The organism is Iamia sp. SCSIO 61187 (genome assembly GCF_019443745.1).
Taxonomy (GTDB): Bacteria; Actinomycetota; Acidimicrobiia; order Acidimicrobiales; family Iamiaceae; genus Iamia.
Genome location: NZ_CP050948.1, coordinates 4033220 through 4059340 on the forward strand (window position 1 = coordinate 4033220; position 26121 = coordinate 4059340).

Sequence of the window (26121 nt, forward strand, 5' to 3'; positions counted from 1 at the left end):
TGTTCGACCGGACCATGGCGAGCGCTCCGATCGCGGCTCACAGCCTACGCCTGCCTTCCCCCGCGCCGGCGGAACCCTCCGCCCCTGATCCACCTCACCGGCCAAGCCCTGCGACACGCTGCGGGTGGTTGCGCGCCTGCGTGCTGTCGAGGGCCGCACGAGCCGCCTCAACTCGATCCCGCACCCACAGCTCCTGCTCCCCAGCGGAGGCGACGCGGCGAAAGCCCGCTGTCCCGAGCGCGACTCGGGTGCGATCGCCGATGTCGGAGTCGGTCCTGACGAGCTGGTGGCGCCGCGGGTCGTAGACCACCTCGACCTGCTTGCCGCCCCAGAGCCCTGCCGGCTCTGCAACCCAGCCGACTGGGGCCAGTCGGCCCCTGTCGACGGGACGCATGAACGGCTTCACTGACCCCGCTCTCCTCGGTCAGGTAGCGGCAGACCGGCCCGGCGCGCCAGATACCGGGAGCGGTGGAACGGCCGCGTCCGCACGTGCGCCGGCGGGAGCGTCCCGTGCACGAGCAGGGCATCCCCGGGTCGCATCTGGCGCAGGACGTGGGGAGGCGCAAGGGGCGTTCGAGCCGTCGAGAGCTGCATCGAGCTTCGTCCACCGCCGTCGCCCACCGACCGGGAGCGCGAATCGACCTCGGCCTCGCCGAGGATCTGGCTCACGTACTTCAACGAAGCGCCGTCCGACAGCCCGGCGTAGAAGAGCTTGCTCAGGTGGTTGGTGAGGATGGTGTCCGCCGCCCGGCCGTACGACGACTCGATCTGGGCGAGCGACTGCCAGATCGTCACCAACAGCACGCCGAGCCCGGCCAAGGTCGACGCGTACTCGGCCAACGCCCGCAGCGGCGTGTTGCCCGCCTCGTCGATGACGATCAGCAGGGGCGGATCGAGCGGCTTCCCGCTGGCGGCGACGTGGCGATACACCTGGGCCACGAGGTCGTTGAGCAGGCCGCCGAAGGCCGGCGCGAGGCGGCGTTGATCCTCGATCGGCGAGCAGAGGTACAGGCTGTTCGCGCCGCTGAGGAGCCAGGCCAGGTCGACGCCGGCCCCCTCGGCCTCGCCGCGGCGGGAAGATGCCGCCACGTCCGGATCAGACCAGGGCCACACCACCGTCTGGGCCGTCGCGTAGACGCTGGAGCGGGTCCGCTCGTCCATCTCCCATACGGCCACCAGGCCCTGGGACGCATCCGTCGCGCCGAGCGCCACCTCGTCGTCCTCGTCGACCATGAAGGCGTCGAGCGCGCTGCGGACCTCACCTGGCCCGAGCTCGCCCGGCTGGTCCTGGCGAAGGACCCACTCGCAGACCGTCCCCATGTCCCGCTGGGCGTGATGCGCGACCCACAGCAGGCCCGAGAGGAGGATCTCGGACTGCGACAACCAGAAGTCCAGGCCACCCTCGACACCACCCCGAGGAGCCGCGTCGCAGAGCGCACGCGCTGCCCGCTGCGCGCCCGAGATGGTTCCCGCGCCATCCACGGGCGACCAGCGGGCCTCTCGCCCGATCTGCCTGGTCGACCCCGTCGGGTCGTAGACCCGGACCTCACCGAGCGTCGACCGCCATCCGGCGGTGGAACCCAGCAGATCCGCCTTCACCGAGCTGAGGACCGCGGGGCCGTCCCATTCGAGGATCCCTGACACCGCCGCGCTCGTCTTGCCCGACCTCGACGGGCCGACGAGCGCCACTGCCCCTCGATCGCCGGCCCGTCGCGTCGACCACCGCGAACGGCCCTGCCGGCGGACCTCGGTGGCAACGAGCCGACGGCCGAACCGGGCGAGGATGAACCGCCCTGAGGCCGGACCCCGAACGAGCACGGGGGCGAGGTCCCGCCGACGGGCGAAGGCCGGTCGTGCATCGACGCCCAAGGGCCGGCGCTTCGACGTGCCGACCCGCGACCACGGCGACCAGCGGAGGACAACGGCGCCGAGTACCACGAGGGCCACGGCGACGAACCCAGTGCAGGTCCAGTAGGTGACCGGACCCGGCATCGCGTCAGCCAGGGATGGCCCCCACGCCTGAGCCGGATCGCCCATCCGCCTGGGCATCCGCCCGAGGGCCTGCCCGGCCTCGTCCATTCCGACCAGCTGCGGCGCCCCGGCGATGGCCAGCGCCAGGACCGCTCCCGCCCAGACCACGCCGACAGACGCAAGCGCTGCGCCTGCGCCAAGGAGGACCAGGATCTCGAACCCGCTCAGGCCGTCGTGATGCACGCCCCTCTAGGCCGCTATGACCTCCGAAACATCACGCGGCGTCGTCGTCGGACCCTCGACGCCCGCTTCACTGTCACACCCCCCTCGTACCATCGGCTGCAGGCCGCAGCGTGCGGTCTGATCTCGCAGAGGAGGCATCTCATGCCCCGACCCGACTCTCCCGGCCGCCCGGACGACACGCCCGGACAGGGGCCGCCGTCCGATCCGCCCGGTCGGCCCGACGTCCCTCCGGGTCCGCCGCCCGACCGGCCCGGCCCGCCGCCGGATCGGCCTCGCCCGCCGTCGCCGCCGCGGCCTCCGGATCATCGACCCGTCGGGTGACCTTCGCCCCATGGTGGGTCCGGTTCCCTGAGGTGCTCGAGGCCGAGGAACGCGACCTCGAGCGCCTCGGGGGTCGACCGCCGATCGTCGACGCAGATCTGCTGGAGGCCCGCGGCATCCGGCGGTACCAAGTGCCGTACACCGACGCCGGAGGAACCCGGCACGACCTGGAGGTGACCTACAGCGACCTGCACCCCTACTTCCAGGTGTCGGTACGAAGTGATGGTGTCTTTCGGGTGCACCAGGCCCCCTTCACGGGTCGGCTCTGCCTCCTCCACGGTCAGGGGTGTGGGACGTCGCCGACACAGCCGCGTCCCTGATCGCAGAGCAGATGCCCAAGCTGCTCGCCGACGCGGCCGCAGCAAACAACGGGGAAGCGCCCACGTCCTCGCCAGACCGCATGCCGAACGTCGACCCGATCACCAACTACTACGACCCAGCCGTACACACCGTGATGCGGATCGACGGCGGCTGGGCCAACGTGATGGAGACGCGGGGCGGTCGGCTGCGGGTCGCTCTGGATGCACAGAGCGCGCAGGGGGCTCTGCGAGGCACCGTGTTCGAGGTCCAGGACGAAGAGGGTGCCGTCCTGCGATCCGCTGATGCCGCTCTGGCCACCCTGTACGTGAACGACCAGCTGATCGACGGCCGGTGGGTTCGGCTGGACAGCGCGCCCGCCGAGGGTTCTGCTGAGGCCGTCCTGTCTGCGGCCGTGGACGCAGACAGGACGCTGGCGGCGCCTGCCTACGAGCGCGTCGGCGACCAGGAGGTGGACCTGATCGGCGTGGTACTCGAGGACGATGTCCGCGCCGACCTGGACTCGAGCACGCTGGTGCGCGGCGACAGCTGGCTCTTCGTCGCGCGGGTTCGAACCCGGGCGCGCCCGCCCGCCAAGCGGCAACGAGGGCGAGTGACAGAGTCTTCCGTCAAAGTGAGTCCTCCAAATCTGCTTCGCACCGATCGTGCTGGACCCACGGACCTTCGAGAGCGGGTGCCGTCGCTTCGGCCGCTGGATGCTGCAACCATCGCCCTCATCGGTCTCGGCGGCGTGGGCGCGCCGAGCGCGGTCGAGTTCGCCAAGGCCGGTGCCGGGCGCCTACGGATGATCGAGTCCGACGCGCTCAGCACCGGCAACGGGGCCCGCTGGCCGCTCGGATTCTTGAGTGCAGGGCACCCGAAGCTCGTCGCGCTCGCATCGCACCTGAAGCAGAACTGGCCCTACACCGACATCGAGCTGCTGCCGTGCCGCCTAGGGCAACCGAGGGAAGGCGACGACTCGATCGGAGAAGGTGATGCAGCACCCTCGGATCTCGACACGCTCGACAAGTGGCTAGATGGTGCCGCCCTGATCTACGACGCCACCGCAGACCGAGGCGTCAACTACTTCTTATCCGAGCTGGCCAAGGATCGTGGGATTCCATATGTCGTCGTGTCAGCCACCGAGGGCGGGTTCGGCGGGATGGTCGCCCGGTTCGATCCGAGACCTGAGACCGCCTGCTGGACGTGTCTCATGCATCACTTCGAGGCGGGGACCTTGACCCCGCCACCTCGTGACCAGAACGCCGCGACCGCCAACACCTGGCCGGCCGGCTGCATCGACCCGACGTTCACCGGCGCCGGGTTCGACATCGCGGCGATCGCGCTGGCTGGGGTCCGGCTGGCATGCGCAACGATGTGCGCGGGGACGGACGGCTCCTACCCCGCAGCGACCTGGGACTACGCACGATACGAGTTCCGGACGGCCGATCTCGCCCTGCCCGGCGTTACGGAAGCCTTCACCATCGAGCCCCATCCGGACTGCCAACCGTGCGCCAACCGACGGTCTTCGTAGCCAGTACGGCCGTCGACGCCATGACGGCCGAGGCACGCCGTTGCCACCCCGTCGAGACCGGCGGCATGCTCGTCGGCTGGGACGACTTCGAGGCCGGGCATCTGGTCGTCGCCACGATCATCGGCCCGGGCCCGAACGCTGAGCACCACACGTGGGGATTCACCCCCGACGGCGCCTGGCAGCAGGAGCAGCTGGCCCAGATCTACCTGGCGACCGACGGTCGGCTGAGTTTCGTGGGCGACTGGCACGTGCATCCTGCCGGTGGCTTCGGAATGAGCCGCCGAGACCGCCGAACGATGGCTGCCACGGTAGACGAGCCCGACAGCCGCCTGGCGGTGGCGCTGATGGGTCTTCTCGCTCAGGAGGACGAGCACTATCGGCTTGGCATGTGGACGCTGGGGGACCGGCGATGGCCTTTTGGGCTGCCGAACGCGGTCCGCCTACCGACGACTATCTGGACGCCGACGGCGGGTGAGGCCTTCTGGGTGCGGCTGGGCATCGCCTGACCGATCAGGGAGCCCCACAGGAGACATCTGCCGCCTGCCGACGACGACCCTGAGGTTGCGGGGTCTGGGAGTCGGTTCGCGGATCCCGTGTTGGGCGACCGGGAACTACTCGAGACGGCCGGTGTCGCGGGCCCACTTCTCGACGTCGGGCCAGCTCCAGAGGCGGGTGCGGCCCCACATGCCGAGCGGTTCCGGGAAGTCGGGGTAGCGGAGGGCGAAGTTACCGACCGTCTGCGGGTGGGCGAGGCCGAGGCGTTCAGCGATCATCCGCACGTCCACGAGGTCGTCCACGTCGACGTTGCGGCCCATTGACCTGGGACCCTAGACGGACTCCTTGACGTGAGGTCACGTCAGTGGTACTGCTGATTGGGCCCTCGACAACCGAGGGTGCTGAGTGGCCCCGGCGCAGCTGGAACTGCCCGGGGCCGTGGCCGAACCCTCCGTAGAAGGGCCCGACGATGGCTGAGATTACGCGCGCACGCCCACAGGGTGTGCCCGTTGAAGATGGACCGCAGCCGGCGGATCCACCGCCCCAAGATGACGCTGCCATCGAGGCCGGCGTCCGCGTGTCGCTGCTGGGCCGTTGGGAGGTGCCCCTCGTGCTGTGGGCGCACTTCGTCAACTACGCCCGCCGCTACCGGGGCCTGACGCAGGACGCGCTCGCCCAGGCCGCGGACGTGTCGCAACAGACGGTCTCGAAGATCGAGGCGGGCCGCATCTGCCCTCATGATCGCCTGAAGGCCCGACTCGCCCAGGCGCTCGAAGCGGACACGGCGGACCTCTTCCCGTGGCCCTCCCAGCTCGTGCAGACCACTGCTGGCGACGTTGCGTGGCCCGCCCTGGCCGGGGCCCCGAGCGAGAGGGCCGGTCATGTCTGACGGGCCGACAGCTGAGGACAGCGACGTTCCGGCCCGGGTCGACCCGGTGGCGTTCGAGCGGCTCCAGCGAGAGGTGACCGACCTTCGCCTCCAGATCGCGGACGAGGTGAGGACGGGGCGACTCGTCGTCGTGGACGAGACGGGCATCGCCCGCGCCCGCCTCACCGCCGAGGCGGGTGGGGACTGCCGATTTGTGCTGCTCGACGAGGACGGCTTCGAGCGGATCGGCCTGAAGTGCCTCGATGAGGTCGGGGCCATCGAGGTCGCCGGCCGGTCACGAAGCGGCGAGCCCACCCGAGCGGCGGTCGTCGCCCACGACCCGTCCGGCGGCGACGGGTGTGTGGTCGGCCTCTACCTGATGGACCGCGGCAATGAGGTAGCGGGGTTTCACGTCTTCGAGGAGCGCCAGGCAGATGTCTGGACCGAGTCCTCGTAGGCGCTGTTCGCCAGCGGCCTCCCGTCCAGGTGCAGCCACCGGGCGGGGGGTCGCTGGCACACGGATCACGGCGATCACCCCATCGTCGTCGGACGCATCGCTGCCCGCCCCGCCGTGGCGGGTCGAGTTCGTCGTCATGTCCGAGCCGTTCCAGTGCATGGCGAGCGGTCGGCAGGGGTACCACCTAGCCCTGATGCTGACGCCGACAGCGTTGGGCCCGTTCAGCCGCCCGATCCTGCTCGACGCAGGAGCCGTGGAAGGCCTCATCGACTCGGCCTTGGACATCCTCGAAGCCGGGATCGACTTCGTGATGGAGGAGGACGACGAAAGATGGTGACCGACCCGAGCGCTCACGCTTGGTCACAGCGCACCGACACCACGCCCGCATCCTTCCGCGTCGCGGGCTGGCGCTACCTGGGGGTCGATGTGGCGTACGAGCAGAGCACGGTCATCGGCGGTGGCCCGCTCATGTTCTCCGCACTCGCCGGGGCGAGCATGGTGGGCAACCGCCGTCGGCGGGACGAGGCCGGTCGGCTTGCCGCCCCTCGGTGGCGCCCACTCGGGGACATCACCGTCGTCTTCGACGACGCACGCCTGCTGGTCCACCACGAGGGCGCATGGGCGTCGGTGTGGCTCGACGCAATCACGATGCTTCAGGGTCATCCCGGTGGGGCCGGCGTCACGCTCCTTTTCGCCGATGACCCTCCCTATGCCTTCACGGGAGCGTGGGCCGGGCATCTGGCGGCGGCGATCGAGCGTGCTCTGGCTGCCCGCCGCGCCCCGGCTGGCACCTCTGTGGCAGAGGGCGACGAGCCGCGCCGTAGTAGATTGGTGCCCATGGGACAGGACCCGAGCGTCCGGAGCGCCGTGGCCTCGGCCCGGCTGGAGGGCGTCGAGCTGGAGCCCGCTGTGGTGGCCATCCTCGAGGCGGCTGCGGCCGGCGAGATGACCAGCGACCAGGCCCGGCGGAAGATCCTGGCCGAGCACGGCGTCGACCTGCCGACCGAGCACCGCCTCTCGCAGCCCGCGCACGCCAACTAGCGCCGAACGCACCCGGCCGGCCGTGACGGTCGATCCCTTCACCGACCCGGCTACGGGATGCCTGCTCAACCTGCTCGGGATCGCCGACCCCGCGCAGCTCATCGTCGTGGAGGCTGCGCTCGTCGCCGAAGCCGAGCGCTCCCTGTATGCCCACCCGGATCTGATCCGGCAGACCTGGGACGGCGACCACTGGCGGGCGGTCCATCGCTACCTGTTCGGCGACATCTACGCGTGGGCCGGAGAGCTCCGATCCGTGGACATCCACAAGGAGGGTCACCGCTTCCACCCCGTCGCTCGCTTGGCCCAAGGGGTGACGTGATGCATGGACCAGCTCCGGACCGTGGCGACAGGCCCACGGCTGGAACCCGCCGACCTCGCCGACGCTCTCAGCACCGTCCTGTCCGACATGAACGAGGCGCACCCCTTCCGGGAGGGCAACGGCCGCACGCAACGCTCGCTCATCACCCAGGCTGCGGCCCGGCACGGCCAGATGCTCGACTGGTCGGACGTCAGCCCTGCCGAGAACATCGCGGCGTCGGTCGCATCCCTCGACGACCCAGGTGCCTTCGCGCCGCTCTTGAGCCGGATCATGGGCGCGGGCGACCAGCCCTCGCCTCTGCGTCGCGGCGCCTCCTGAGCCTCAACCGGCGAGGCTGCGACCGATGGTCTCCGCCCTCCGTGCGTCGGCGATCGCCGCCTCGAACCGTTGGGGCCAGTCGTCTCCCGCCAACAAGCACTCGTTGAGGTCGCCGTCGGGCGGGCGCACATTGAGAGCGGTGCGTTGGTGAGCCGCCAGGAGGGCCCTGAGGTGAGCGGCGCTCCGCTGGCCCTTGCCCTCTTCCGGGTCGAAGGCCATCACGAGCGGGCCCGGAAGGCGAGCGAGCGCCAGAGCGTGTGAGGCATCCGGACACCCGGTCCCGAAGAAGGGGACGGCGACGTACCCCGCGGCGGCGGCCGACAGCCCATCGATCGCTCCCTCGGTGATCACGATCTCGTCGTGGAGCCGGCGAGCCGGCTCGTACCTGCACATGCGCGGGCTCGGCGCGAGGTCGTAGGCCGGGTTGAGGTAGCGGGTGCGATCGGGACCGGGACGCATCACCCGGATGTGGGCATAGATCGGTTGACCATCGACGATGGTCGGGAGGACGGCACCGGCCGCTCGTGGCATCCCGTCGGGACGGAACTGGCGGCGCGACCCCGTGTCGGCCCCTATCTCGTTGACGCGCAGGACGTCCTCGGGCAGGCCGCGCTCGTCGGTGAGCCAACGAAGGATGGGTGCGCCCGCCGGGGTCCAGAGCGTCGCGGCGCACTCCCGCGCGTACCGTGCCAGACCTTCCGGGTCCCGCTCGCACCGACGCCCGGGTGGACGGTGCGCCGGACCGACCAAGGCGTCGTCAGGGCGCTGGCCGGCCCTCGCGGCCAGGTAGTCGAAGGCGCTCCGCACGCTGCCCCCATGGACGGCGAGCACCAGGTCGATGGCCGAGCCCCCCGCCCCGCACCCGAAGCACCCCCACCGTTGCTCACCCCATCGCGTCGTGTAGATGCCGAGAGGCGGCGTCCGTCCCGTCTGCGCGTGATTCGGGTTCGGGCACGGCCAGGTCGCCGATCGCTCCGTGCCGTGGTGTGGCCCCAGCAGCTCGTCGGCGAGCGCCTCGAGCGAGACCGAGGCCAGGAGGGCAGAGCGGTCGTACACGGCTCATGCCGCCTCGGATCGGCCGTGCATGCGGGCGTCGGTGTCGCTGAGGTCGACCTCGCTCGGAGCGAGCAGGTGCTGGACGAGGGCGCTGCGACCGCCGATGTGCCAGAGGGCGCGGCCTCGCGCCAGCTGGCCGACGACGCGCACCTCTGGCTCGGTGAGGCCGAAGTGGGTCGCGGCAGCTCTGAGCTGGTCCGGTGCCTGGCGCAAGATGATCGTCGTCGCGGCATCGGCGAGGAGGCCGGCGGCGATCTTGGCTGTGCTGGTCCCGTCGTCGGCCTGGGCGGCGAGGTCGGAGGCGCGGTGGGCGACGCACAGGTTGGCGACGCCGTACGTCCGGCCGAGCTTGCATGCGCTCTGGAGGTAGGCCGCGGTGTGGCGGTTGGCCAGGAGGGCCCAGGCCTCGTCGAGCACCTGCATGCGCTGCGGCCCCGGGCAGGCCATCAGCTGCTGGAGCCAGCCGGCCGCAGCGACCATCACCAGCGGCAGAGCGTCGGAGTCGACGGGCACGCCGGAGAGGTCGAGCACCAGCCCCGGGCCGTCCCACCGAAGCGGGACGGTCGACGGCCCGTCGAACATTCCGCGCAGCGACCGGGTGAGGAGCTTGTCGAGCGCGTAGGCGACGGCGGACGCGTCGACCGCGACCTCCTCGCTCGTGCGACGAAGGCGGGAGGCCATGTCGGTGGTCGGGTCCGTGAGGAGCCGGGCGACGTCGACAAGGGTCGGTTCCGACCTCATCGGGGCCTGGCGGAGCTGCTCGACCGCAGCGAAGGTCGCTGCGTCCTCGATCGGGCTCAGCGACCGTTCGAGGACGGTGGCGACCAGCGCAGTGCACATCTCGGCCTGGCGGATGGTCTGCTTCGAGGCGGGCTCGTGATCGGCGGCCGGGCCTGGGGCGAGCGGGTTGATCCGCACCGAGCCGCCCGGGCTGAGGCGGATGACGGTGAGGTCGAGCCGCTCGGCGAGCAGGCTGTACTCGCCCTTCGGGTCAACGACTGCGAACCACCGGCCGTTGGGTCCCGTTCCGTAGACCGCGGCCTGGCGCCACAGCAACGTCTTGATGAGGGCCGACTTGCCGTTGCCCGGTTCGCCGAGGACCCAGGCGTTGGGGTTCGTGATGTGGCCCTGGGCGTAGGAGTCGAACGGATCCCAGTAGAAGGCGCCGTTGCCGGCCAGCAGGTCGATGCCGATGTACGTGCCTCTGTGGCCCAGGCTCGCCTGGACCGAGAACGGGTAGAGCGAGCAGACGTGGGCGGTCGTGCCGCGGTGCAACGGGAGTCGCAGTGTGGGTCTCACGACGCGAGGAGGGTCGAGGGCGCGAGGCCCACGGGCAGAGCGGCGGCCCAGGCGACGTCCTGACGCGCGTCGAGGACCCGGATGTCCATCCCGTGCTCTCGTGCCAGCTGCTCGACGATCTCGCCGTGCTCGTCGAGGAGTTCAAGGCTGGGCGCCGACACGGTGACGAGTCCCGCGTAGGCCACCTCCGGGTAGCCGGCGACGAGCTCCTCCTCACGGTCCAGCAGGGCCTGGGTGGCACGACGGTGCCGTGCGTCGACCCGCCGGCCCTTCTCTTCCCGGGTCGTTGCATCCGAGTCCAGCTTCACCAGGTCCCGCTCGATGCGGCGACGGCTCTGGTGGGTTGGAACGGGCACGAGGACCACGGTCATGGCCCGCGTGATGCCGCCGGCGGCGAGGAACGGCTCGAGCCAGCTCGGGGCGACAGCGAGGCGAGGCCAGCTCCCGATCCACCAGGTGCGGTGCCACGCCGAGTCGACACGGACCTCGTGCCATCGGGACTCGACGGCCAGGGGGCCGGCCGTCGATGCGACGACGTGCTGGAGGCGATCGGCCAGTCGCCCGGCCAACGGACCTTGCTTCGTTGCGTGCGGAGCGATCCGAAGGCGAACGAGGCGTTGGAGCGCTCTCGGGTCCAGAGGCTCCGCAGCCGTGAGCCCGGCCGCCCGCAGCCCTCGCAGCAGGGCCTCGACCGAGGTGATCAGCGCTCGTGCCAAGCGGTCCTCGGCGTTGCCGCCCTGGCGACCGAGCCGGTCGCGGGCGACGGTGAGCGTGACGACGACCTCGTGGGTGGTGGTGGCGTCGGCCCCGCGCTGGAGGAGCTCCCGATAGGACGATTCGGCCTCGGGGTGAGGCGTGTCCCGGTCGTGGTGGTCCAGCCAGGCGGTGTGCTCCTGGAGGCCCGCAGGACGAGCCAGATCGGACCACGCGAGGTGGGTGACGACGCTGCGCTCGACTGCGAACTGTGCCAGGAGGTCGCCCCACCCGGCGAGCAGGCGCTCTTGCTCGATCGCCGGTTGGACCACGAACTCGGGTCCGGTCACTGGGACGGCGACGGTGAGGGTCGAGCGCTGGTGGTCTCTCACCGCGCCGAGGTCGCCGGCGGCGCGCCAGTCGATCGGAACGATCTCGAGCCCGTCCAGGCATGGCGGGGCCGGCGCAGGGTCGACCGTGGGCCACAGCGGGAGCGCCGCCTGCCACCGGCGCCCACGCCGGCACCCAGCCCAGGACCACTCGACGAGGAGCGGGACCCACTCCCACACGGCGCGACCGCCGATGCGACCGAAGGCCACGGCTACGGCGGTGAGGAGCGGGGCCGCCGCCACCGCCACGGGCGCTCCAGCGCTGATGGCGAGGACCGCTCCCAGGATCCCTGCTCCGAGCATCACGCACTGGAGGACGCCCAGGCCCAGGAACACCCCCGACTGGTCCAACGGTTCGAGGCGAAAGGTGCGGGCCGGTGTCTCAGACATCGCCAGCGCCTTCGGGACGTCCCGGGTGGGCCGGGGCTCTCGTCGGCTCACCACGGGGCGCGGGTGACCTCGGCGGTGGGGATGACGTCGGCGCACCTCCGTCGGCGACGGCCTCGGCGCTTCCGGTTCCTGCGGTGGCGCCCTTCCGGGCGGCGCCGACCGCAGCGGAACCTGCGGCGGCCGCCACGACCGCGGCGGCTCCGATCGGGCCCGCAGCGCCTGCGCCGCCGGCCGCCGCTCCCCCCGACCCCGATGCGGCTCCCCCACCCGATGCAGCGCTGCCGCCGCTTGCACCACCGGGAGCGGACGAAGCGCCCGCCCCGGCCGGGACCGAGCCGCCACCGCCGAGCTGGCTGATGCGACCCTTCGACAACGACCGGGTGGAGCTGGAGAGCAGGAGACCTTGCTGGGCCGCCCGCGCGGGTCCACCCCGGACGCCCTGGGACACCACCGCCGCCTCCGTGAGCGGCATCAGCTTCGCGATCAGCAGCGGCGAGAAGGCGGCCACGCCAAAGGCCGCGGCGGCCGTGAGCAGGATGCCGACTGCCTGGCCCACCGATCCCTGCGGGTCCTCGGCGAAGGCCTCAGGGGTCGGAAGCGCCGTGACCTCGCCACCGGACCCGGCGCCGACGGCAGCCGCCGCAGCGACGGCCAAGGCCACGGCGATGACGAGCTTCGACAGGATCAAAGCGCACAGCAGCTCCAGCAGCTTGCGGGTGGCGCCTCTGGTGGCCGGCCACAGGCGGGCGGCGAACACCAGCGGCGCCAGGGCCACGACGATGTAGATCAGCGCGGATCGGATGACCAGCTCGGCCATGAGGACCAGGCCCGCGCACACGGTCACCAAGCCGAGGAGGAACACGACAAGGGCGGTCGAGGTCCCGCCCTGAAGTCGTTCCAGCGAAGCGACGACCGCGCCGAACTCGGCGATGTCGTCCTGGAAGGTCGACAGGAGGTGGCCCGAGAGTGCGTCGGTCAGGGCAATCAGCGCCTGGGTCAACGTGACGAGGCCGACCATGCCGAGGATCGACACCGGAAGATCCAGAGCGATCGCCCGGAGCATCCCGCTGACGTCCGCGCTCAGGATGCCTTGGACGATGGCGGCGAAGAGGAACAGGAGCAGCAGCGCGCCCCCGATGCTCACCGTCGTTGCGTAGGGACCATCGCCGGTGATGAACCAGTCGGCCTGGACGTTCGGGTCGGTGGCATCGATGAAGAAGTTGAAGACCCCTCCGACGACCCAGACCACGGCGTCGACCACCCAGGCGACCAAGCCTCCGATCACCAGCTCGAAGCCGGCCGTGGCTGTGCCCTGGACGAACCCGGACACCTGGTCGATGGCCCAGTCCACGGGGTTCCAGAAGGCGATCACCGCACCGGCTCCCCGTCGAGGCGGGTGAAGCCATCCAGGGCGTCGTCGAAGGGGATGGCATCCCACGGCCGATCGCCGGGCCCGACCATCGGCGTCGGCCCGGGCTCGTTCCTGATGTCCTCGAGCGTCCAGTCGCCGCCGCTCCAGGCGAGGTCGACGGTGAAGGTTCCCCACTCGGCCTGTGGTGCAGCGACCTCGGCGGCCGAGAGGACCGTGACGGCCCACACCTCGACGGTGGCGCGGTCGTCGTCGCGATCGAGCACCGACCATGCCAGGGGCCTCACCAACCACCAGACCCGCCCGGGGGACGCGCCCAGCTGCTCCCGAGCCTTGCTCACCTCCTCGACGACGCTTGCCACCAGCTCGTCGGCCGAAGAGGGCGTGGCGATGGCCCGCACCGCCGCTTCGACCTCGTCGTCTCCGAAGTAGAGCCATCGCTGAGACGCCGTGGCGAACGCGATCGCGGCCGAGACGGCCCCTGTCTCGTCCCGGGAGTAGCCGACCGGCATGCCGGCCCGCTCCTCGGCGGGGCCCGAAGGCACCGCCGAGGTCTGGACCCTCGGCCGTCCGGTCGTCGCAGTCGGGGCTGGCCGCTCGTTCGAGCCGGTCGTCCCCATCGCGAGGGCCACGAGGATGGCGACCACCACGAGCGCCCCCGCAGCGATCATGAGCCGCCGGCGTGGCGCCAGGCCGTGAGTCGAGGTGCCCATTAGCCCGCCGCCTCGAAGAGGAGGTTGACGGCCGACGGCGCCAGGCCCGCCAGGATCGCCCCAACAACCCCGCCCAGGGCGAAGGACTTGCCCTTGCTGGCCGCGCCGTAGCTGCCGCCTTCTCGAGCCAGCCCGTACATGGCTGCTCCCAGGAGGATGGAGCCGAGGCTCGCCCAGAGGGCGATCATCTGCGCCCAGTTCAGCAGCTGCTGGATGAGGTCGGCACCTGGGAGTCCGTCGGACGACGCATCGACGTCCACCTGTGCGAGCAACCCGATGAAGGAGCTCATCGGACCACCTCCTTCGCGGTCGAGATGCGCCCCTAGGCCCCACAGCGACCCGAATCGCGACATCGACCGCGGCAGAAATCGCGGAGCAGGTCGGCCTAGGCCGACATGGCGACGGGGAAGACAATCGGAGCGACGAGTGCCGCGGCGCTCGTCGTCCTGCTCGCAGCGACGATCGGCCTGCCGGTCCTCACGGTCAGCGGGCTGTTCGACCGGCCAGAGCTCGGCTTCGGACCGTCCGGCGCCGTCCTCGACGGCGTTCCCCCCGTGGCGGCCGACGCCTACCGGCGCGCTGCGGCCGCGGCGCCATCGTTCTTACCGCCGTGCTCGGTGCCGCCGGCCCTCCTCGCCGGCGTGGGTGAGGTCGAGAGCGGGCACGGCACCCACGGAGGTGCCACCGTGGGCAGCAACGGAGACGTCCGTCCGCCGATCATCGGGATCCCCCTGCCGCAGCTCGGCGACGACACCGACGGTGGAACGTGGGACGGCTCGACGACCGTGGACCACGCCGTCGGGCCCATGCAGTTCATCCCCAGCACCTGGCGTACCTACGGCGCAGACGGCAACGACGACGGCCTCGCCGATCCTCACAACCTCTACGACGCGGCCCTGGCCGCCGCCGGCTACCTCTGCGCTAGCGGCTCCCCGATGGCAACGGAGGCCGACTGGCGCCGCGGCCTCTGGGCCTACAACCGCTCCGAGGCCTACGCCGACGACGTGATCGAGGCTGCCCGGGGCTACGAGGCAGCGGAGGCGCCACCCGCGGCAGGCGAAGGGAACGTGCAGCTCATCGAAGTCAACGGCATCGGCCCGACCAACGTCGCATGGGCCCACCAGGTCCGCTCTCTCCTCGCCGCCGCAGCAGCCGATGGGGTACCGCTCACCGGCAGCTCGTACCGCAACCCGGCCGAGCAGATCGCCCTTCGTAAGGCCCACTGCGGTACCAGCCAGTACGCGATCTACGAGATGCCGTCCTCGCAGTGCTCGCCCCCAACCGCCCGACCCGGCACCTCACAGCACGAGCAGGGCCTTGCCATCGACTTCGACGCCTGCTCGACTCGATCGACCGCCTGCTGGCGTTGGCTCAACGCCAACGCCGCCCGCTTCGGCCTCCACCCGCTGTCCAGCGAGCCCTGGCACTGGAGCATCGACGGCAGTTAGATGCCGGCTGTCACACCCCTCCGTCATACTGTGCACCGTCGTCTAAACAGGAGGGTTGCCAGTGCGGCTAAAGACTTTCAGGGTGGGGCCGTACCGGAACGTCCTCGATACCAAGCCGATCGAGGTGGACTCGCAGATCACGGTCTTGGTCGGCAAGAACGAGTCCGGGAAGACAAACCTCCTTCATGCTCTGGACGGCCTCAACCCGGCGAACGGGCCCCGCGGCTTTCCGACCCACGACTATCCCCGATGGCTGCAGAAGCGCCACCAGCGGAGCGGCGAGTTCGAGAACGCTCATGCCATCGATGCGACCTTCGCCCTCGAAGAGGGAGATGTCACCGCCGTTCGAGATGCGCTCGGCGATGGTGTGCTCCTCGTCGACGAGTTCTCGGCCTTCCGCCCCTACAACGAAGACGGATTCACCGTCTACCGGCCCGACGTCGACACGAGGAAGGCGATCGAACACGCCCTTGGGGAGCTCGACGTGCCGCACGACGGCGACCTCGGCAAGTTGCGGGAGCGCCTCACGGCAGAGGCGGCCGAGGTTTCGAGCGACGAGACCCCCACCCCGGCAGCTGCGACGGCCGCTCTTGCTCTGAAGGCTCTCGAGAGCGTCTTCGGTACCTCGAACGAGCCCGGCCACATCGCCGCCAATATCCTCCGCTCACGGATGCCGCGATTCTTCTACTTCGATGACCTGGCCATGCTCCCCGGCACCGTGGCCGACATCGCACCACTGATCACTGCCTTGGAGGCGGGTGACCTCGATGGATTGTCTGACGAGGACCGCACCGCCGCCCGCCTCCTGCACATGGGGTACGCCGGTGAGGACGTTGCGTCGATCGACTACGTCCAGCGGAAGGCAGAGCTGCAGGCCGTAGGTGCCGAGTTGACGTCCGATGTCATGGAGTATTGGCGGCAGAACCCAAGCCTTCGATTGGAAATCGACATCAACCCTGTCGAAGAGACAGGACCGAACGGCACTCGCATCATTCGACGTGAGCTGAAGCTCGACGTCAACGACACACGGCACCTGTTCTCCAACAGCCTCGACTCGCGCTCGAGCGGATTCCGATGGTTCCTCTCGTTCGTGGCCGCGTTCGCCGAGTTCGAGCATGACTCCGACGTCATCGTGCTGCTCGACGAACCAGGGCTCGGACTCCATGCCCGGGCGCAGGCGGACTTCCTGCGCTTCATCGACGAGCGCGTCGCGGCCCACCACCAAGTCATCTTCACGACCCACTCGCCGTTCATGGTCGAGCCAGCCCACCTCGAGCGGGTCCGCGTCGTCGAGGACCGGGGTCCGGCTGAAGGCAGCGCCGTCGAGGCGGTCGGTGGCGGCTCATCAGATCCGGACACGCTCTTCCCACTACAAGCGGCACTCGGCTACGACATAGCGCAGAACCTGTTCGTCGGTCCCGACAACCTGGTCGTGGAGGGCCTGTCCGACTTCACGTACATCACGGTGATGTCGGACCACCTTCGTTCCCTCGATCGGACCGGCCTCGACGATCGCTGGCGCCTCCTTCCCGCTGGCGGCGCCACCAACATCCCGACGTTCGTCGCGCTGGTTGGGCCATCCCTCGACGTCACGGTGTTGGTCGACGGCGGGGAACTCGGGAACCAGAAGATTCAGAACCTGGTCAAGTCCGGCCTCCTAAAGGACAAGCGGCTACTGACCCCCGCGTCGTCTCCGAAGGACGCCGACATCGAGGATCTCTTCACCGACGACGACTACCTCGCACTCTTCAACGCCGCCTTCGGTAAGTCCGTTCGCTCGTCCGCACTGAAGGGCAAGGACCGGATCGTGAAGCGCATCGCCCGTGCGGAAGAGGAGTTCGATCACAACAAGCCGGCGAGGCACCTCCTGCACAACCGCGATACAGCGCTCGGAGCGATCTCCGAGGAGACCCTGGGCCGATTCGAAGCACTCTTCGCTGCAATCAACTCAACGCTCCGCTAGTCGGACTGACAGCACCGCCATACCTGGCGCCTGTCACTCCTAGCCCGTCAACTCATCGAAGGTGACTTGGACCGAGTCCTCGACGTCGAGGTTGAGGCCGTCGAGGCCCTTGATGTAGGCGGCGTAGGCGCTGCGGACGGCTTGGAGGTTGCCGGCGGCTGCGTGCGCACGCATCAGGGCTTCGACCAGGCCGCTGTGGAGGGGTAGGGCGGAGGCGATCGAGTGGAGGACCTCGGCGGCGGTCTCCGGCTCGCCGAGGTCGATGTAGGTCTCGGCGCACTGCTGGGCGACGCCAGCGATGCGCACCTCCCAGCGGTTCACCAAGTTCTCGACGTCGATCCATGCAAACGACGCCCGAGCCCGGCTCGGGTAGCTGAACACCTTCCCGGTCACGAGCCCAAGGGCGTCTCGGTACGCGCCGGCCGCTTCGGCTGGGGACAGTCCTGCGGCCCGGGCGATGCGCCGTTCGAAGAGCTCCGTGTCGGTCACGAGCCTCGGGCCGGCGCTGTATCGCCCGTCATGCGAGGTCGGGAGGTGGTTCGTCCCGACGGCGGCTCGGCACTGGGACATCAGGTCTCGCAGTCGCCGACGGTGGTCGGTCAGTCCCGGCTCGCTCCAGCAGGCGTCCTGGAGCTGCTCCGAGGACACGGAGCGGTGGATGGCGATGTAGGCGATCACGGCTGTCGGCTTGGGTGCGATGCCCTTGCGACCGCCTTCGATCGTGATGTCGCCCAAGAGCCGAACGAGGACGTCGTACTCCGGTTCCGAGGTGTCGATGTCGGCGGCCTGGCCGAGGTCGGGGTCGCTCACCTCCTCGGGATCTGGCCATGGCAGCTCGACCTGTTCGGCAGCATGCGCGAGACGAGCGAGGTCCACAGCGCCCTGGGCGTCGACCGCCTGGCCTGTGCAGGTGAGGCCCAGGACAGGGATGGTCACCAACCCGGCTCGGCACTCGACGGTCGTCGCCGGGGCATCGACGGGCCCGACGACGACCACACCGACAGTCGAGGGCCGACGGGTCGTCATGGCATCGAGCACCTCCGGCGGTGGTTCTGTCGCGGCGACGACGGCCAGCGGGGCCAGGACATCGTGAGCCGGGTCAGCGCCTCGGCCGACGAACCCGTTGCCCCAGCCGTTGGTCTCGATGGCACGGTGGGTTTGCTCGACCCACACGCCGAGGTCTGCCGCGATGGCATCCCAATCGTCCACGACGATGGCGTGCTCGAAGTCATCGGTGACGCTCGGGTCGAGCAGCTCGCCGACCAGGAAGACCTCGGGGGCGTCGGCGGTCGAGCGGAGCAGCAGCTCTATGGCGATCGACCGCGCCAGTTCCCGGCTCGCCTCATCGTCGCCGATCAGACTGAGCAGCCCCTCGGCCTCGAGGTCGACGTAGATCTGGCCGTCATCGTCCGGCTGGCCCAGCGTGACGAGGAGTGGCACGGCCGACATGCCCCCGGGCGGGAGGTCGATGGTCTGGTCCAGCGTCCACACACCCGGATCGGTCGTCACCGTCCAGCCCGCCGGCGGATGGGGGTAGGCCTGGTCGAGCAGCACGTCCAGATGAGCCGCGGAATGCTGAACGACCCTCGGGCGGCACGGCGCACGGAGTTCGGCGAGGGACACGGCCAGTTGGTGGAGCGCTGCGTGGAGCTGGTCGACGGCGCCCTCGTCGGCCCGGGCGATCACCTGTCGATGGAGGGTTCGGTCGGCCTCGCCGGTCGACGGCGCCGCATGGCCAGGGTGGAGGACGCTGAAACGGCGGCGACCCGCTCGGATCGCCCTGGCGACCCCGACGGCCAAGGCGGCGCTTGCGAGTCCTCCGACGACGATCGGAGCGACGGGCATACGGGAGGTGTCGCCTCGATCGCCTGCCGTCGCTCGGGGTGTCGCGCCCCGAGCTGGACCCTCGCCGACCGGATTGCCCGGAGGATCGGGCTCCGGGTCGATCTGCGGTTCCGGCGGCGGAGGCGCAGGCGGCTGAGGAGTAGGAGGAGGTGCGGGCGGCGGAGGAGGAGGCGGAGGCGGCGGCGGGACGGCCGCCGCGTAGGGGGTCGGCGGGACGAGCACGGTCTGGCCCGCGTGGACCCGGTCGGGGTCCGGAAGCCGCTCGTCGTTCGCATCGACGAGGGTCCGCCAGTAGCGATCGATCTCCGCCGGCGTGGGATGGCGCCCGAGGTCCTCCTCGACGCGGTCGGCGGCGATCGACCAGAGGTGCTCCCCTGGGGCGACGGCCGCCTCGGCGGGCATCGGCGGCGCGGCACCGGGCAGGGCCGCGGCGTCGGACGGAAGGAGGAGCACCCACCCGGGGCGCAGGAGGTCGTCATCGGCCGAGATCGTGTGACCGTCGGGCATGGTCCGGCCCACGTTCAGGTCGCGGATCTCAGCCCACCGGAGGCCGTCGCCGAGGGTCCGTTCGGCGATCGACCAGAGCGAATCGTGGCGCTCCACCGTGATCGTCGGCGCGCTCGAAGCTGGTAGGTCGGCTCGCTCACCGTCCATCACGGGCTCCGGTGTCGGACCAGGCGGAGCCTCGTCATCGATCGCCCAGGTGACCAGCTCGACCTGCGCGGGAGGCACGGGCTGGATCGGCGGCGGTGTGGCGCCGGCAGCCGAGGGATGGAGCGTTCCCGCCATCATCAGCACCCCGGAGACGAGCCGTGCCGCCGCCTGCTGCATCCCCGGGATGAGCGGCAACCGCGCCGTGGGGCGCCCACGCATCGTGGCGACGATCTCGGCGAGGACGGCGACAGCGAGCTGCGCCCAGGCGAGCCAGATGACGACCGCCAGCGCGTTGACCAATACCTCGTCGGGGATGCCGACCCGGATTGCCTGCTCGGCTCCCGAGAGGCTGGGAAGCCTGCGCGGCAGCGGCCAGCCGACGAACACAGCAAGGGCAACAGGCGGTCCGACGAGGAGTCCAGCGGTCGTCGCCAGCGACATCGACCCCCGTAGCATCTCCGAACGACGCCGCTTCACGGTGCGGGCCCGTTCACTGCGGTGGCCGTCTCGCTGACGGTCACGATCCGGTCCGGCCCCGGCAAGATGCGAAGTGGCTGCCGGAGGGTGACCGTGACGGTGATGTCGGCTCCGACGACGACCACCTCGCCCGCGACACCTGATCTGTCCAGGTAGCCCTCGGCGGAAGCGGCCGCGGCGTCTGGGTCGAGGACGACCTCTCCGGTGCTGCGGAGGTGGGTGATGTCGATCTCTTGCGCTCCCGCCCGAGCCGCACCATTCGCCGCTCCTCGGGCTCGCGCCTGCGCGGCGATGATCTCGCCGCCGTCGTAGGCCATGCCGGCGACGAGAACGAGAGCGACCGCGACGACCGTGACGAAGGCGGTGACACTTCCCTGCTCGGGATCGCGTGTCATGGTTCGCTCCGATGGGCGTCGATGACCTCGACGGCCGTGGCGCTGAAGGTGCGTCGCCCTGGTACACCGAGCAGCGCAACGTCGGCCATCGAGGCGGTGCACCGGAGGTCCACAGTGACGGTCCCACCAGGCTCGAGGTCGCTCGTGTCCACCCGCACGTCGAGCGCGATGCACGGCACCCCCGATGCCGACAGGTTCTCCCTTGCCACCCGCTCGGCGTCCTCGGCCGCGTCGCCGGGGTGCTGGCGAAGCGAGGCGGCACGAGCCGCCTCCGACGCAGCGCGGGTGACGTTGCCCTCGGCTTCGGACACCTTGCCGGCGAAGACGACCAGGAGGAGCAAGAGGACGAGCGCCGGGGCGATGACCGCGGTCTCGATGGCGACGGACCCCCTCTCGTCGCGGAGGTCGAGGCGATCGGTCGACGAGGTCATCGTTCCGGCAAGGGGATGAAGCGCTCGATGGGCCCGTGGCTCCGGGAGGTCACCGACCAGCTGAAGCCGGGGATGAGTTGGGGACCGTGGCCCCGGACCTCGGCCGAGACCTCCTCGGGACCGCGGGTCACGGTGACGGTGACGTCGGCGAGGTTGCCCGATCCATCCACGAACCGCAGGGCAGCGCGGGTGCCGTCCCCCTCGGTGCCATCGGGCGCTTGGGCAGCGTCGATCGCTTCCGCCGCAGCGGCATTCGCCACCTGCTTGGCGTGCCACCACAGCCCGTACTGGACGATGAGCATGAGCCAGAGCAGAACGGCGGGGAAGAGGATCGCCACCTGGACGGTCGTCATCCCATCCTCGCCGCGAAGCCTCCGGAGCGACATCGGTCAAGAGGGCTGCTGCGGGTTCGGGATGTTGTCGGCGTTGCCCTTGGCGGCGGCCACGATGATCCCGAGGACGAGGATGGCGGCCCCGACCAACAGGAAGGTGATGACCGCGACCTCCGTGGTGGTCATCCCGTCCTCGTTGTCGGGAGGAACGCGGCAGCGGGCGCACAGGTACTGCCAGATCAGGTCGACATCGGACATGGCGTGGTCCTCCGTGGGTCGGGTGGGCGTGGCGTCATGGCTGCGGGCCTCCGACCGAGGTGATCTGGGCGACGGCCGGGTAGGCGATGAAGAGCAGGAAGCCGAGGAGGAGCACTGCCACCGGGATGGTCATCCGCTCGGTAGCGGCCTCCGCCGCGGCCTCGGTCTCTGCGACCTGGTGCCCCCTGAGCGTGTCGGCCTTGGCGGCGAGCGAGCCTCTGATGCGAGCACCGTGGGAACCGGCGAGCGACACGCTGGCTGCCAGCTCGCTCAGCTCGCTCACATCGAGCTGCTCGGCGAGGTCGGCGAACGCCGCCCATGGCGACACCCGGGTGAGCCGAGCCCGCTGCAAGGCCCGGCGAATGGTGCGATACCCCCACCCGTCGCCGGCGTCGGCGGCTGCATGGAGCGCTGTCTCGATGCCAGCGCCCCCAGCGAGCAAGACCACGACGAGATCGAGGTACGAGGAGAGGGAGTGCCTGAACGCACGCCGTCGACGCTCGGCCTCGTCGTGCAGGAGGTGGTCCGGGAGCAGGAACCCACCGACCGCCGTTCCGAGGGACAACAGCGCGACCAACGCCGGTGGCGGCCCGACGCCCAACGACATCAGCGCGACTCCGAGGCAGTTCGTCACCAGGAGGCCGACGACGCCCCCAGCGAGCTTCTCGGTGGCATGGCGCTCGGCCGTCCGGCCCACGATGTCGAGGTCGTGGCGGTAGCGCTCGACGTCCACCCCGACGGCCGACACGAGGGATCGAGCCCGACCGCCGATGCGGTCGTCGGGGTGCGTGGGCGACCCCGTTTCGGCCATCGAACGACTAGGTCTGGCGAGATCGCGGAGGACTGCCTCGAGCGGCTTCGGTCGAGGGGCGAGCCCCCGTACCGTGAGGACGACTCCGGCTCCGGTCCCGGCACCGAGGACTGCGAGCAGGAGCGGCGTCATGACCCTGCTCCTCCGGGGCTGACGACCCGTGCGGTGAAGCGCTCCGGCATCTCGATCGCCGCCATGCGGGTGAGCAGCCAGCCGCCGAGGAAGAAGACCCCGCCGACCAGACCGAGCACGAGCTGGCCGGCCGGCTCGTCGTACACGTCGAGGTAGCCGCGGTTGCCGATGGCGAGGAACGCGACCGCAGCGATCACGACGCCGACGATGACCTTGGCCGCCGTCCTCACCCGGGTGCGGCCGATGTCGACTCGGATGCGCATGCGGGCCTCTCCCCGGGCCGCGTCCGCAAGGCGGGACAGGAGGTTCGACAGGTCGCTCGCCTCGAGCCGGGACGCGATGACGAGGGCCGCCACGACCAGGTCCCCGGAGGGATGCTCCAGGTCGGCTCCGAACGCGACGAGGGCATCGGGCAGGCGCTGATGATCGAGCCGGCGGACGAGGCCGGCAACCTCGATGCTGATTGGTGCCGGAGCCACGGACGCCGTTGCGGTGATGGCCTCTTCGAGGCCCGACGCCGCGACGATGGAGTCGCGGATCATCTCCGTCCACGTTGCGATCGCCTCGGTCTTTGCGATCGCGTCCTGACGGGCCGTCCGTCCTCCGAGCATCGACGGCAACGTCCAGCCGGCGACGCCAGCCAGGATGCCGCCCACCACCCACCCGGTGAACGTCACCACCGCCAGGGCCACGACGACGACAACGGCCAGGCGGGTGAGCCCTCGGCCCGTGGGGACGCGGAGGACGTCGCCGGTCTCGGGGAGCAGGTCCCGACCGCTCAGTCCCGCCACCATCAGCACGACGCCGAGTCCGGCACCGGCCGCGAGGCCTGCGATCAGAAGCGCCGTCATCGCCACCACCCGTCGGCCAGGCCGTGGGCCCTCGGATCGAAGCCGTGCCGTTCGAGTCGGGCGGTCAGCGCGGAGGAGGGCGGTGCCGCGGGGATCGCCGCGGCCTGCTCGTCGGGTCGCCACAGCTCGTTGCTGACGACCTGGCCGACCTCGACCGTTCCGGTGACCTCCCTCACGCTGGTGACCTGCCGTCGACCGCCGACCCAGCCGAGGTGGACGATCACGTCGACGGCGTTGGCGACGAGCAGGTGGGTGACCTCGGGGGCCAGGCGCTCCCGCGTCATGGCGGCGTACATGGCTAGCCGGCTGAACACGCCCCGGGAGGAGTCGGCGTGCACCGAGCACATCGAACCGTCGTTGCCCTGCGACATGGCTAGCAGCATCGGGAGCACCTCTGCGCCCCGAACCTCGCCGACGATCACCCGGTCCGGGTCCATGCGGAGCCCCGAGCGGACGAGCTCCGCCATGGTGAACGCACCGGCCCCTTCGGTGTTGGCCTCCCGCGCTTCGAGCGTGGTGTGGTCGGGGTGCAAGGCGTCGAAGCGCTCCAACCCGATCTCCAGTGAGTCCTCGATCGTGATGAGGCGCTCACCGGACGGGATCTCGTTGATCAAGCATCTCAACGTGGTGGTCTTGCCGGTCCCCGTGCCCCCGGCGACGATCAGGTTCGCCCGGGCCCGAACGCACGCTCCGAGGAAGGAAGCGATCAATGGGTCGCACACGCCGAGGTCGACGAGCTGGTCGAGCCGGCAGATGTCGAAGTCGTGCCGTCGGATGGTGATGGTGGGCCGGCCCGAGACCGACATCAGAGCGTGGAGCCGATCGCCGTTGGGGAGCTGGAGGTCCAGCTCGGGATGGGCGTGATCCCACCGGCGCTCGCTGCGGCCGAGCCGTCGGGCCGCGGTGGCGATGATGTCGATCAGCTCGTCGTCGGTGGCGGCCACCGGGGGCCCGGCGACCTTGGTGCCGTCCCGCATGTGGAGCCAGACCCGTTGGCAGCCGGACACATGGATGTCCCGGACGGCCGGATCATCGAGCAGGGGCTGCAGCCGAGCCATGCCGAGCAGCCGATCGAGCACTGCTCCGCTGATCGCCTCCTCTTCGGACTCGCTCAACGGCCGATCACCGTGCGCGTAGGCGTGGCGGGCGAGCGCCTGCAAGGCGTCGGCCACCAGCTTGCTCGCCAAGGCACGCTCGTCCTCCGGACCGAGCCGTCGACCTCCGCCCTCCTCCCGCTGCTCGTGAGCCCGAGCCAGCGCCTCGCCGACCTCGCGGTGCAGCTTGGCCACCAGCTCGGCGTCGACCTCCGAGTCCTCATCACCCACCAGGTAGCGGGACGACATCGTGGCGGTCATGGCGCGACGACCTCGGGTGAGGAGAAGGTCCGTTGCACGCGCGCCGAGCGAGCGACGGTGTCGGCGAGGCCGATCGACGCGCGGGCCAGACGACTGCGGGACAAGCCTGACGTGCGGGCTCCGCTCAACGCATCGGCGGCGGCCGGATCGTCGGGCAGCTCGCCCACGACCTCCACCTGAAGGGCATCGGCGATCTCATCGGCCCGGTACGGCCCGCGTCCGGTCAGCACCATGCCGATGCGTGCGCGGGAGCCGTCCCGGAGCCGGGGCACGTGATGCGAGAGCGTGACGAGGTGCTCGATCGTCGGCCGGGCGACCAGCAAGATCAGATCCGCGGCACCCACCAGAGGGCTGCGGCGTCCAAGTCGACCGAGGTCAGCCACGACGAGATCGGCGTCGCAGCGCGTCAGGGCGGTCCCCAGCCGTAGGCCCGCGCCGCGCCACAGGGCCTCCGCCGCGTCAGGCGCATCGGGCCCGACCAGCACGGCCACACCGCCGGCCGACTGCGCATGCTCCTGCCAGCGATGCTCCTCCGACGGCTCGGCGGCCATGGTCGTCAGGCCCGGCTCGCGGCCGAGCCCGTACCTGGCCGCCAGCACACCACCGGCGACGTCCGCCTCCACGAGGAGGGAGCCCTGGATCGCGCCCGCGATGAGCAGCGACGCGGTCGTGACCCCCGGCGCGCCACGCGCCGATCCGAGGACGACGAGGGCGCTCACTGCGACACCATCACCAGACGCAACGATCCGGCACCCGCAGCCGCCGCCACCGCCGCGGCATCGACCTCGTCCGCCACGATCGAGACGAGCCTCTGATCGCCGCTCAACTCCTCGACCGCCGAGACGGTCGCATCGCGAGCGATCACCGGGTCGCTCGGCTCGCTCTCGACCTCGGGGGCCTCGCTCGCCGACCGAACCACGTGGACCATGTCGCCCGTCGCGATGCCAGAGGCCGGGTACTGGCCGGGATCGAGGAGCAGGCCGACGATGCCCTGACCGTCTTCGAGCACAGCCGCGTCGGCCACGACGTCGGCGGTCAACAGGGTGCCTGCCCGCAGATCGACGAGGGCCGTCTGCCCCACGACCCGTCCGAGATCGCCCCGCCCGAGATGGGCAACGCCACCTTCGCTCGCGATGTGGATTACGGAGATGTCCGACTCGGTGATGACTTCGCCTCGGTCGACGTCTCCGGCCACGGCCAACGCCGGCACGCGACTCACCGACCCGAGATGGGCCAGGAGCGCGGCCAGTGCGAACCCCAGGGTGACCAGAAGGCCGATCGCCACCTGCGGCAACCGGACCCGCTGGCGAGGCGGCAGGACACCGGGCGCTCCTGGCGCGTGCCCGTTGCCGGCCACGCGATCTGCGACGCCAGGGGGGAACGGCGCGGTGCTCGT

At 70.6% G+C, this 26121-nt stretch carries 30 protein-coding genes; 11 read left to right on the forward strand and 19 right to left on the reverse strand.

Going from position 1 to position 26121, the window contains the following annotated elements; genetic code table 11:
* Positions 1-94: 94 nt before the first annotated feature.
* Positions 95-406 (reverse strand): hypothetical protein, encoded by a 312-nt coding sequence (locus tag HC251_RS19410; RefSeq protein ID WP_219942255.1) that lies wholly within the window; start codon positions 404-406, stop codon positions 95-97.
* Entirely contained in the window at positions 403-2079 is a 1677-nt protein-coding gene (locus tag HC251_RS19415; RefSeq protein WP_370651313.1) for a type IV secretory system conjugative DNA transfer family protein, read from the reverse strand. The genes HC251_RS19410 and HC251_RS19415 overlap by 4 nt, the downstream gene beginning before the upstream one ends.
* Positions 2080-2567: 488 nt before the next feature.
* On the opposite strand from HC251_RS19415, the gene HC251_RS19420 reads away from it, so the two are divergent.
* The 3 genes from HC251_RS19420 to HC251_RS19430 are packed head-to-tail and all read left to right on the forward strand — an operon-like array spanning position 2568 to position 4872.
* On the forward strand, positions 2568-2855 hold the full coding sequence (locus tag HC251_RS19420) for a hypothetical protein (protein WP_219942257.1): 288 nt from the start codon (positions 2568-2570) through the stop codon (positions 2853-2855).
* An 11-nt stretch (positions 2856-2866) separates the two neighbouring features.
* On the forward strand, positions 2867-4366 hold the full coding sequence (locus tag HC251_RS19425) for a ThiF family adenylyltransferase (protein ID WP_219942258.1): 1500 nt from the start codon (positions 2867-2869) through the stop codon (positions 4364-4366).
* A 20-nt stretch (positions 4367-4386) separates the two neighbouring features.
* A complete protein-coding gene (locus HC251_RS19430) occupies positions 4387-4872 on the forward strand; it encodes a Mov34/MPN/PAD-1 family protein (RefSeq protein ID WP_219942259.1) in 486 nt (161 codons plus the stop codon).
* 105 nt (positions 4873-4977) lie between these two features.
* Here the strand turns inward: HC251_RS19430 and HC251_RS19435 are convergent, their stop codons facing one another.
* Positions 4978-5181 carry a hypothetical protein gene (locus HC251_RS19435; protein WP_219942260.1) on the reverse strand — a complete coding sequence of 68 codons (204 nt, stop codon included), beginning with the start codon at positions 5179-5181 and terminating at the stop codon, positions 4978-4980.
* A gap of 257 nt (positions 5182-5438) precedes the next feature.
* Here HC251_RS19435 and HC251_RS19440 point away from each other — a divergent pair, with 257 nt between their 5' ends.
* The 6 genes from HC251_RS19440 to HC251_RS19465 all read left to right on the forward strand — a co-directional run bounded on the left by HC251_RS19440 (position 5439) and on the right by HC251_RS19465 (position 7864).
* On the forward strand, positions 5439-5750 hold the full coding sequence (locus tag HC251_RS19440; RefSeq protein ID WP_219942261.1) for a helix-turn-helix transcriptional regulator: 312 nt from the start codon (positions 5439-5441) through the stop codon (positions 5748-5750).
* Complete coding sequence (locus HC251_RS19445; protein WP_219942262.1) at positions 5743-6186, forward strand: hypothetical protein; 444 nt, start codon at positions 5743-5745, stop codon at positions 6184-6186. Before HC251_RS19440 ends, HC251_RS19445 begins: the two co-directional genes overlap by 8 nt.
* Positions 6187-6322: 136 nt before the next feature.
* Complete coding sequence (locus HC251_RS19450; RefSeq protein ID WP_219942263.1) at positions 6323-6523, forward strand: hypothetical protein; 201 nt, start codon at positions 6323-6325, stop codon at positions 6521-6523.
* Positions 6517-7227, forward strand: coding sequence for an antitoxin VbhA family protein (locus HC251_RS19455; RefSeq protein WP_219942264.1), 711 nt, complete (start codon positions 6517-6519; stop codon positions 7225-7227). The genes HC251_RS19450 and HC251_RS19455 overlap by 7 nt, the downstream gene beginning before the upstream one ends.
* Positions 7228-7249: 22 nt before the next feature.
* Entirely contained in the window at positions 7250-7546 is a 297-nt protein-coding gene (locus tag HC251_RS19460; RefSeq protein WP_219942265.1) for a hypothetical protein, read from the forward strand.
* A gap of 3 nt (positions 7547-7549) precedes the next feature.
* Positions 7550-7864 carry a Fic family protein gene (locus tag HC251_RS19465; RefSeq protein WP_219942266.1) on the forward strand — a complete coding sequence of 105 codons (315 nt, stop codon included), beginning with the start codon at positions 7550-7552 and terminating at the stop codon, positions 7862-7864.
* A gap of 3 nt (positions 7865-7867) precedes the next feature.
* On the opposite strand, the gene HC251_RS19470 is transcribed toward HC251_RS19465, so the two are convergent.
* From HC251_RS19470 to HC251_RS19495, 6 genes are all read right to left on the reverse strand, one after another.
* Positions 7868-8671: a toprim domain-containing protein gene (locus HC251_RS19470; RefSeq protein ID WP_219942267.1), complete on the reverse strand. Its 804-nt coding sequence runs from the start codon at positions 8669-8671 to the stop codon at positions 7868-7870.
* Positions 8672-8923: 252 nt separating this feature from the next.
* Positions 8924-10219 (reverse strand): ATP-binding protein, encoded by a 1296-nt coding sequence (locus HC251_RS19475; RefSeq protein WP_219942268.1) that lies wholly within the window; start codon positions 10217-10219, stop codon positions 8924-8926.
* Complete coding sequence (locus tag HC251_RS19480) at positions 10216-11691, reverse strand: SCO6880 family protein (protein WP_219942269.1); 1476 nt, start codon at positions 11689-11691, stop codon at positions 10216-10218. Before HC251_RS19480 ends, HC251_RS19475 begins: the two co-directional genes overlap by 4 nt.
* Positions 11684-12952 carry a hypothetical protein gene (locus HC251_RS19485; RefSeq protein ID WP_219942270.1) on the reverse strand — a complete coding sequence of 423 codons (1269 nt, stop codon included), beginning with the start codon at positions 12950-12952 and terminating at the stop codon, positions 11684-11686. The genes HC251_RS19480 and HC251_RS19485 overlap by 8 nt, the downstream gene beginning before the upstream one ends.
* 107 nt (positions 12953-13059) lie before the next feature.
* Entirely contained in the window at positions 13060-13605 is a 546-nt protein-coding gene (locus tag HC251_RS19490; RefSeq protein WP_219942271.1) for a hypothetical protein, read from the reverse strand.
* A 167-nt stretch (positions 13606-13772) separates the two neighbouring features.
* Positions 13773-14063 (reverse strand): hypothetical protein, encoded by a 291-nt coding sequence (locus tag HC251_RS19495; RefSeq protein WP_219942272.1) that lies wholly within the window; start codon positions 14061-14063, stop codon positions 13773-13775.
* Between the two features lie 105 nt (positions 14064-14168).
* Here HC251_RS19495 and HC251_RS19500 point away from each other — a divergent pair, with 105 nt between their 5' ends.
* Together HC251_RS19500 and HC251_RS19505 are read left to right on the forward strand one after the other, a co-directional pair.
* A complete protein-coding gene (locus tag HC251_RS19500; protein WP_219942273.1) occupies positions 14169-15221 on the forward strand; it encodes a D-alanyl-D-alanine carboxypeptidase family protein in 1053 nt (350 codons plus the stop codon).
* Between the two features lie 61 nt (positions 15222-15282).
* Complete coding sequence (locus HC251_RS19505) at positions 15283-17184, forward strand: AAA family ATPase (RefSeq protein WP_219942274.1); 1902 nt, start codon at positions 15283-15285, stop codon at positions 17182-17184.
* Positions 17185-17223: 39 nt separating this feature from the next.
* Here the strand turns inward: HC251_RS19505 and HC251_RS26085 are convergent, their stop codons facing one another.
* The 10 genes from HC251_RS26085 to HC251_RS19555 are packed head-to-tail and all read right to left on the reverse strand — an operon-like array spanning position 17224 to position 26010.
* Entirely contained in the window at positions 17224-20124 is a 2901-nt protein-coding gene (locus tag HC251_RS26085; protein WP_219942275.1) for a LysM peptidoglycan-binding domain-containing protein, read from the reverse strand.
* A gap of 32 nt (positions 20125-20156) precedes the next feature.
* Complete coding sequence (locus HC251_RS19515) at positions 20157-20555, reverse strand: pilus assembly protein TadG-related protein (RefSeq protein WP_219942276.1); 399 nt, start codon at positions 20553-20555, stop codon at positions 20157-20159.
* Positions 20552-20986: a TadE/TadG family type IV pilus assembly protein gene (locus tag HC251_RS19520; RefSeq protein ID WP_219942277.1), complete on the reverse strand. Its 435-nt coding sequence runs from the start codon at positions 20984-20986 to the stop codon at positions 20552-20554. The genes HC251_RS19515 and HC251_RS19520 overlap by 4 nt, the downstream gene beginning before the upstream one ends.
* A complete protein-coding gene (locus HC251_RS19525; protein WP_219942278.1) occupies positions 20983-21339 on the reverse strand; it encodes a TadE family protein in 357 nt (118 codons plus the stop codon). Before HC251_RS19525 ends, HC251_RS19520 begins: the two co-directional genes overlap by 4 nt.
* Positions 21340-21375: 36 nt before the next feature.
* Positions 21376-21576, reverse strand: a complete 201-nt coding sequence (locus HC251_RS19530; protein WP_219942279.1) for a hypothetical protein — start codon at positions 21574-21576, stop codon at positions 21376-21378.
* Positions 21577-21610: 34 nt separating this feature from the next.
* The gene (locus HC251_RS19535) at positions 21611-22519 is read right to left on the reverse strand and encodes a type II secretion system F family protein (RefSeq protein ID WP_219942280.1); all 909 of its coding nucleotides are present in this window, start codon (positions 22517-22519) and stop codon (positions 21611-21613) included.
* Complete coding sequence (locus HC251_RS19540) at positions 22516-23370, reverse strand: type II secretion system F family protein (protein ID WP_219942281.1); 855 nt, start codon at positions 23368-23370, stop codon at positions 22516-22518. Before HC251_RS19540 ends, HC251_RS19535 begins: the two co-directional genes overlap by 4 nt.
* Positions 23367-24725 carry a CpaF family protein gene (locus HC251_RS19545; protein WP_219942282.1) on the reverse strand — a complete coding sequence of 453 codons (1359 nt, stop codon included), beginning with the start codon at positions 24723-24725 and terminating at the stop codon, positions 23367-23369. Before HC251_RS19545 ends, HC251_RS19540 begins: the two co-directional genes overlap by 4 nt.
* Complete coding sequence (locus HC251_RS19550; RefSeq protein ID WP_219942283.1) at positions 24722-25444, reverse strand: hypothetical protein; 723 nt, start codon at positions 25442-25444, stop codon at positions 24722-24724. The genes HC251_RS19545 and HC251_RS19550 overlap by 4 nt, the downstream gene beginning before the upstream one ends.
* Positions 25441-26010 carry an SAF domain-containing protein gene (locus HC251_RS19555; RefSeq protein ID WP_219942284.1) on the reverse strand — a complete coding sequence of 190 codons (570 nt, stop codon included), beginning with the start codon at positions 26008-26010 and terminating at the stop codon, positions 25441-25443. Before HC251_RS19555 ends, HC251_RS19550 begins: the two co-directional genes overlap by 4 nt.
* Positions 26011-26121 lie beyond the last annotated feature (111 nt).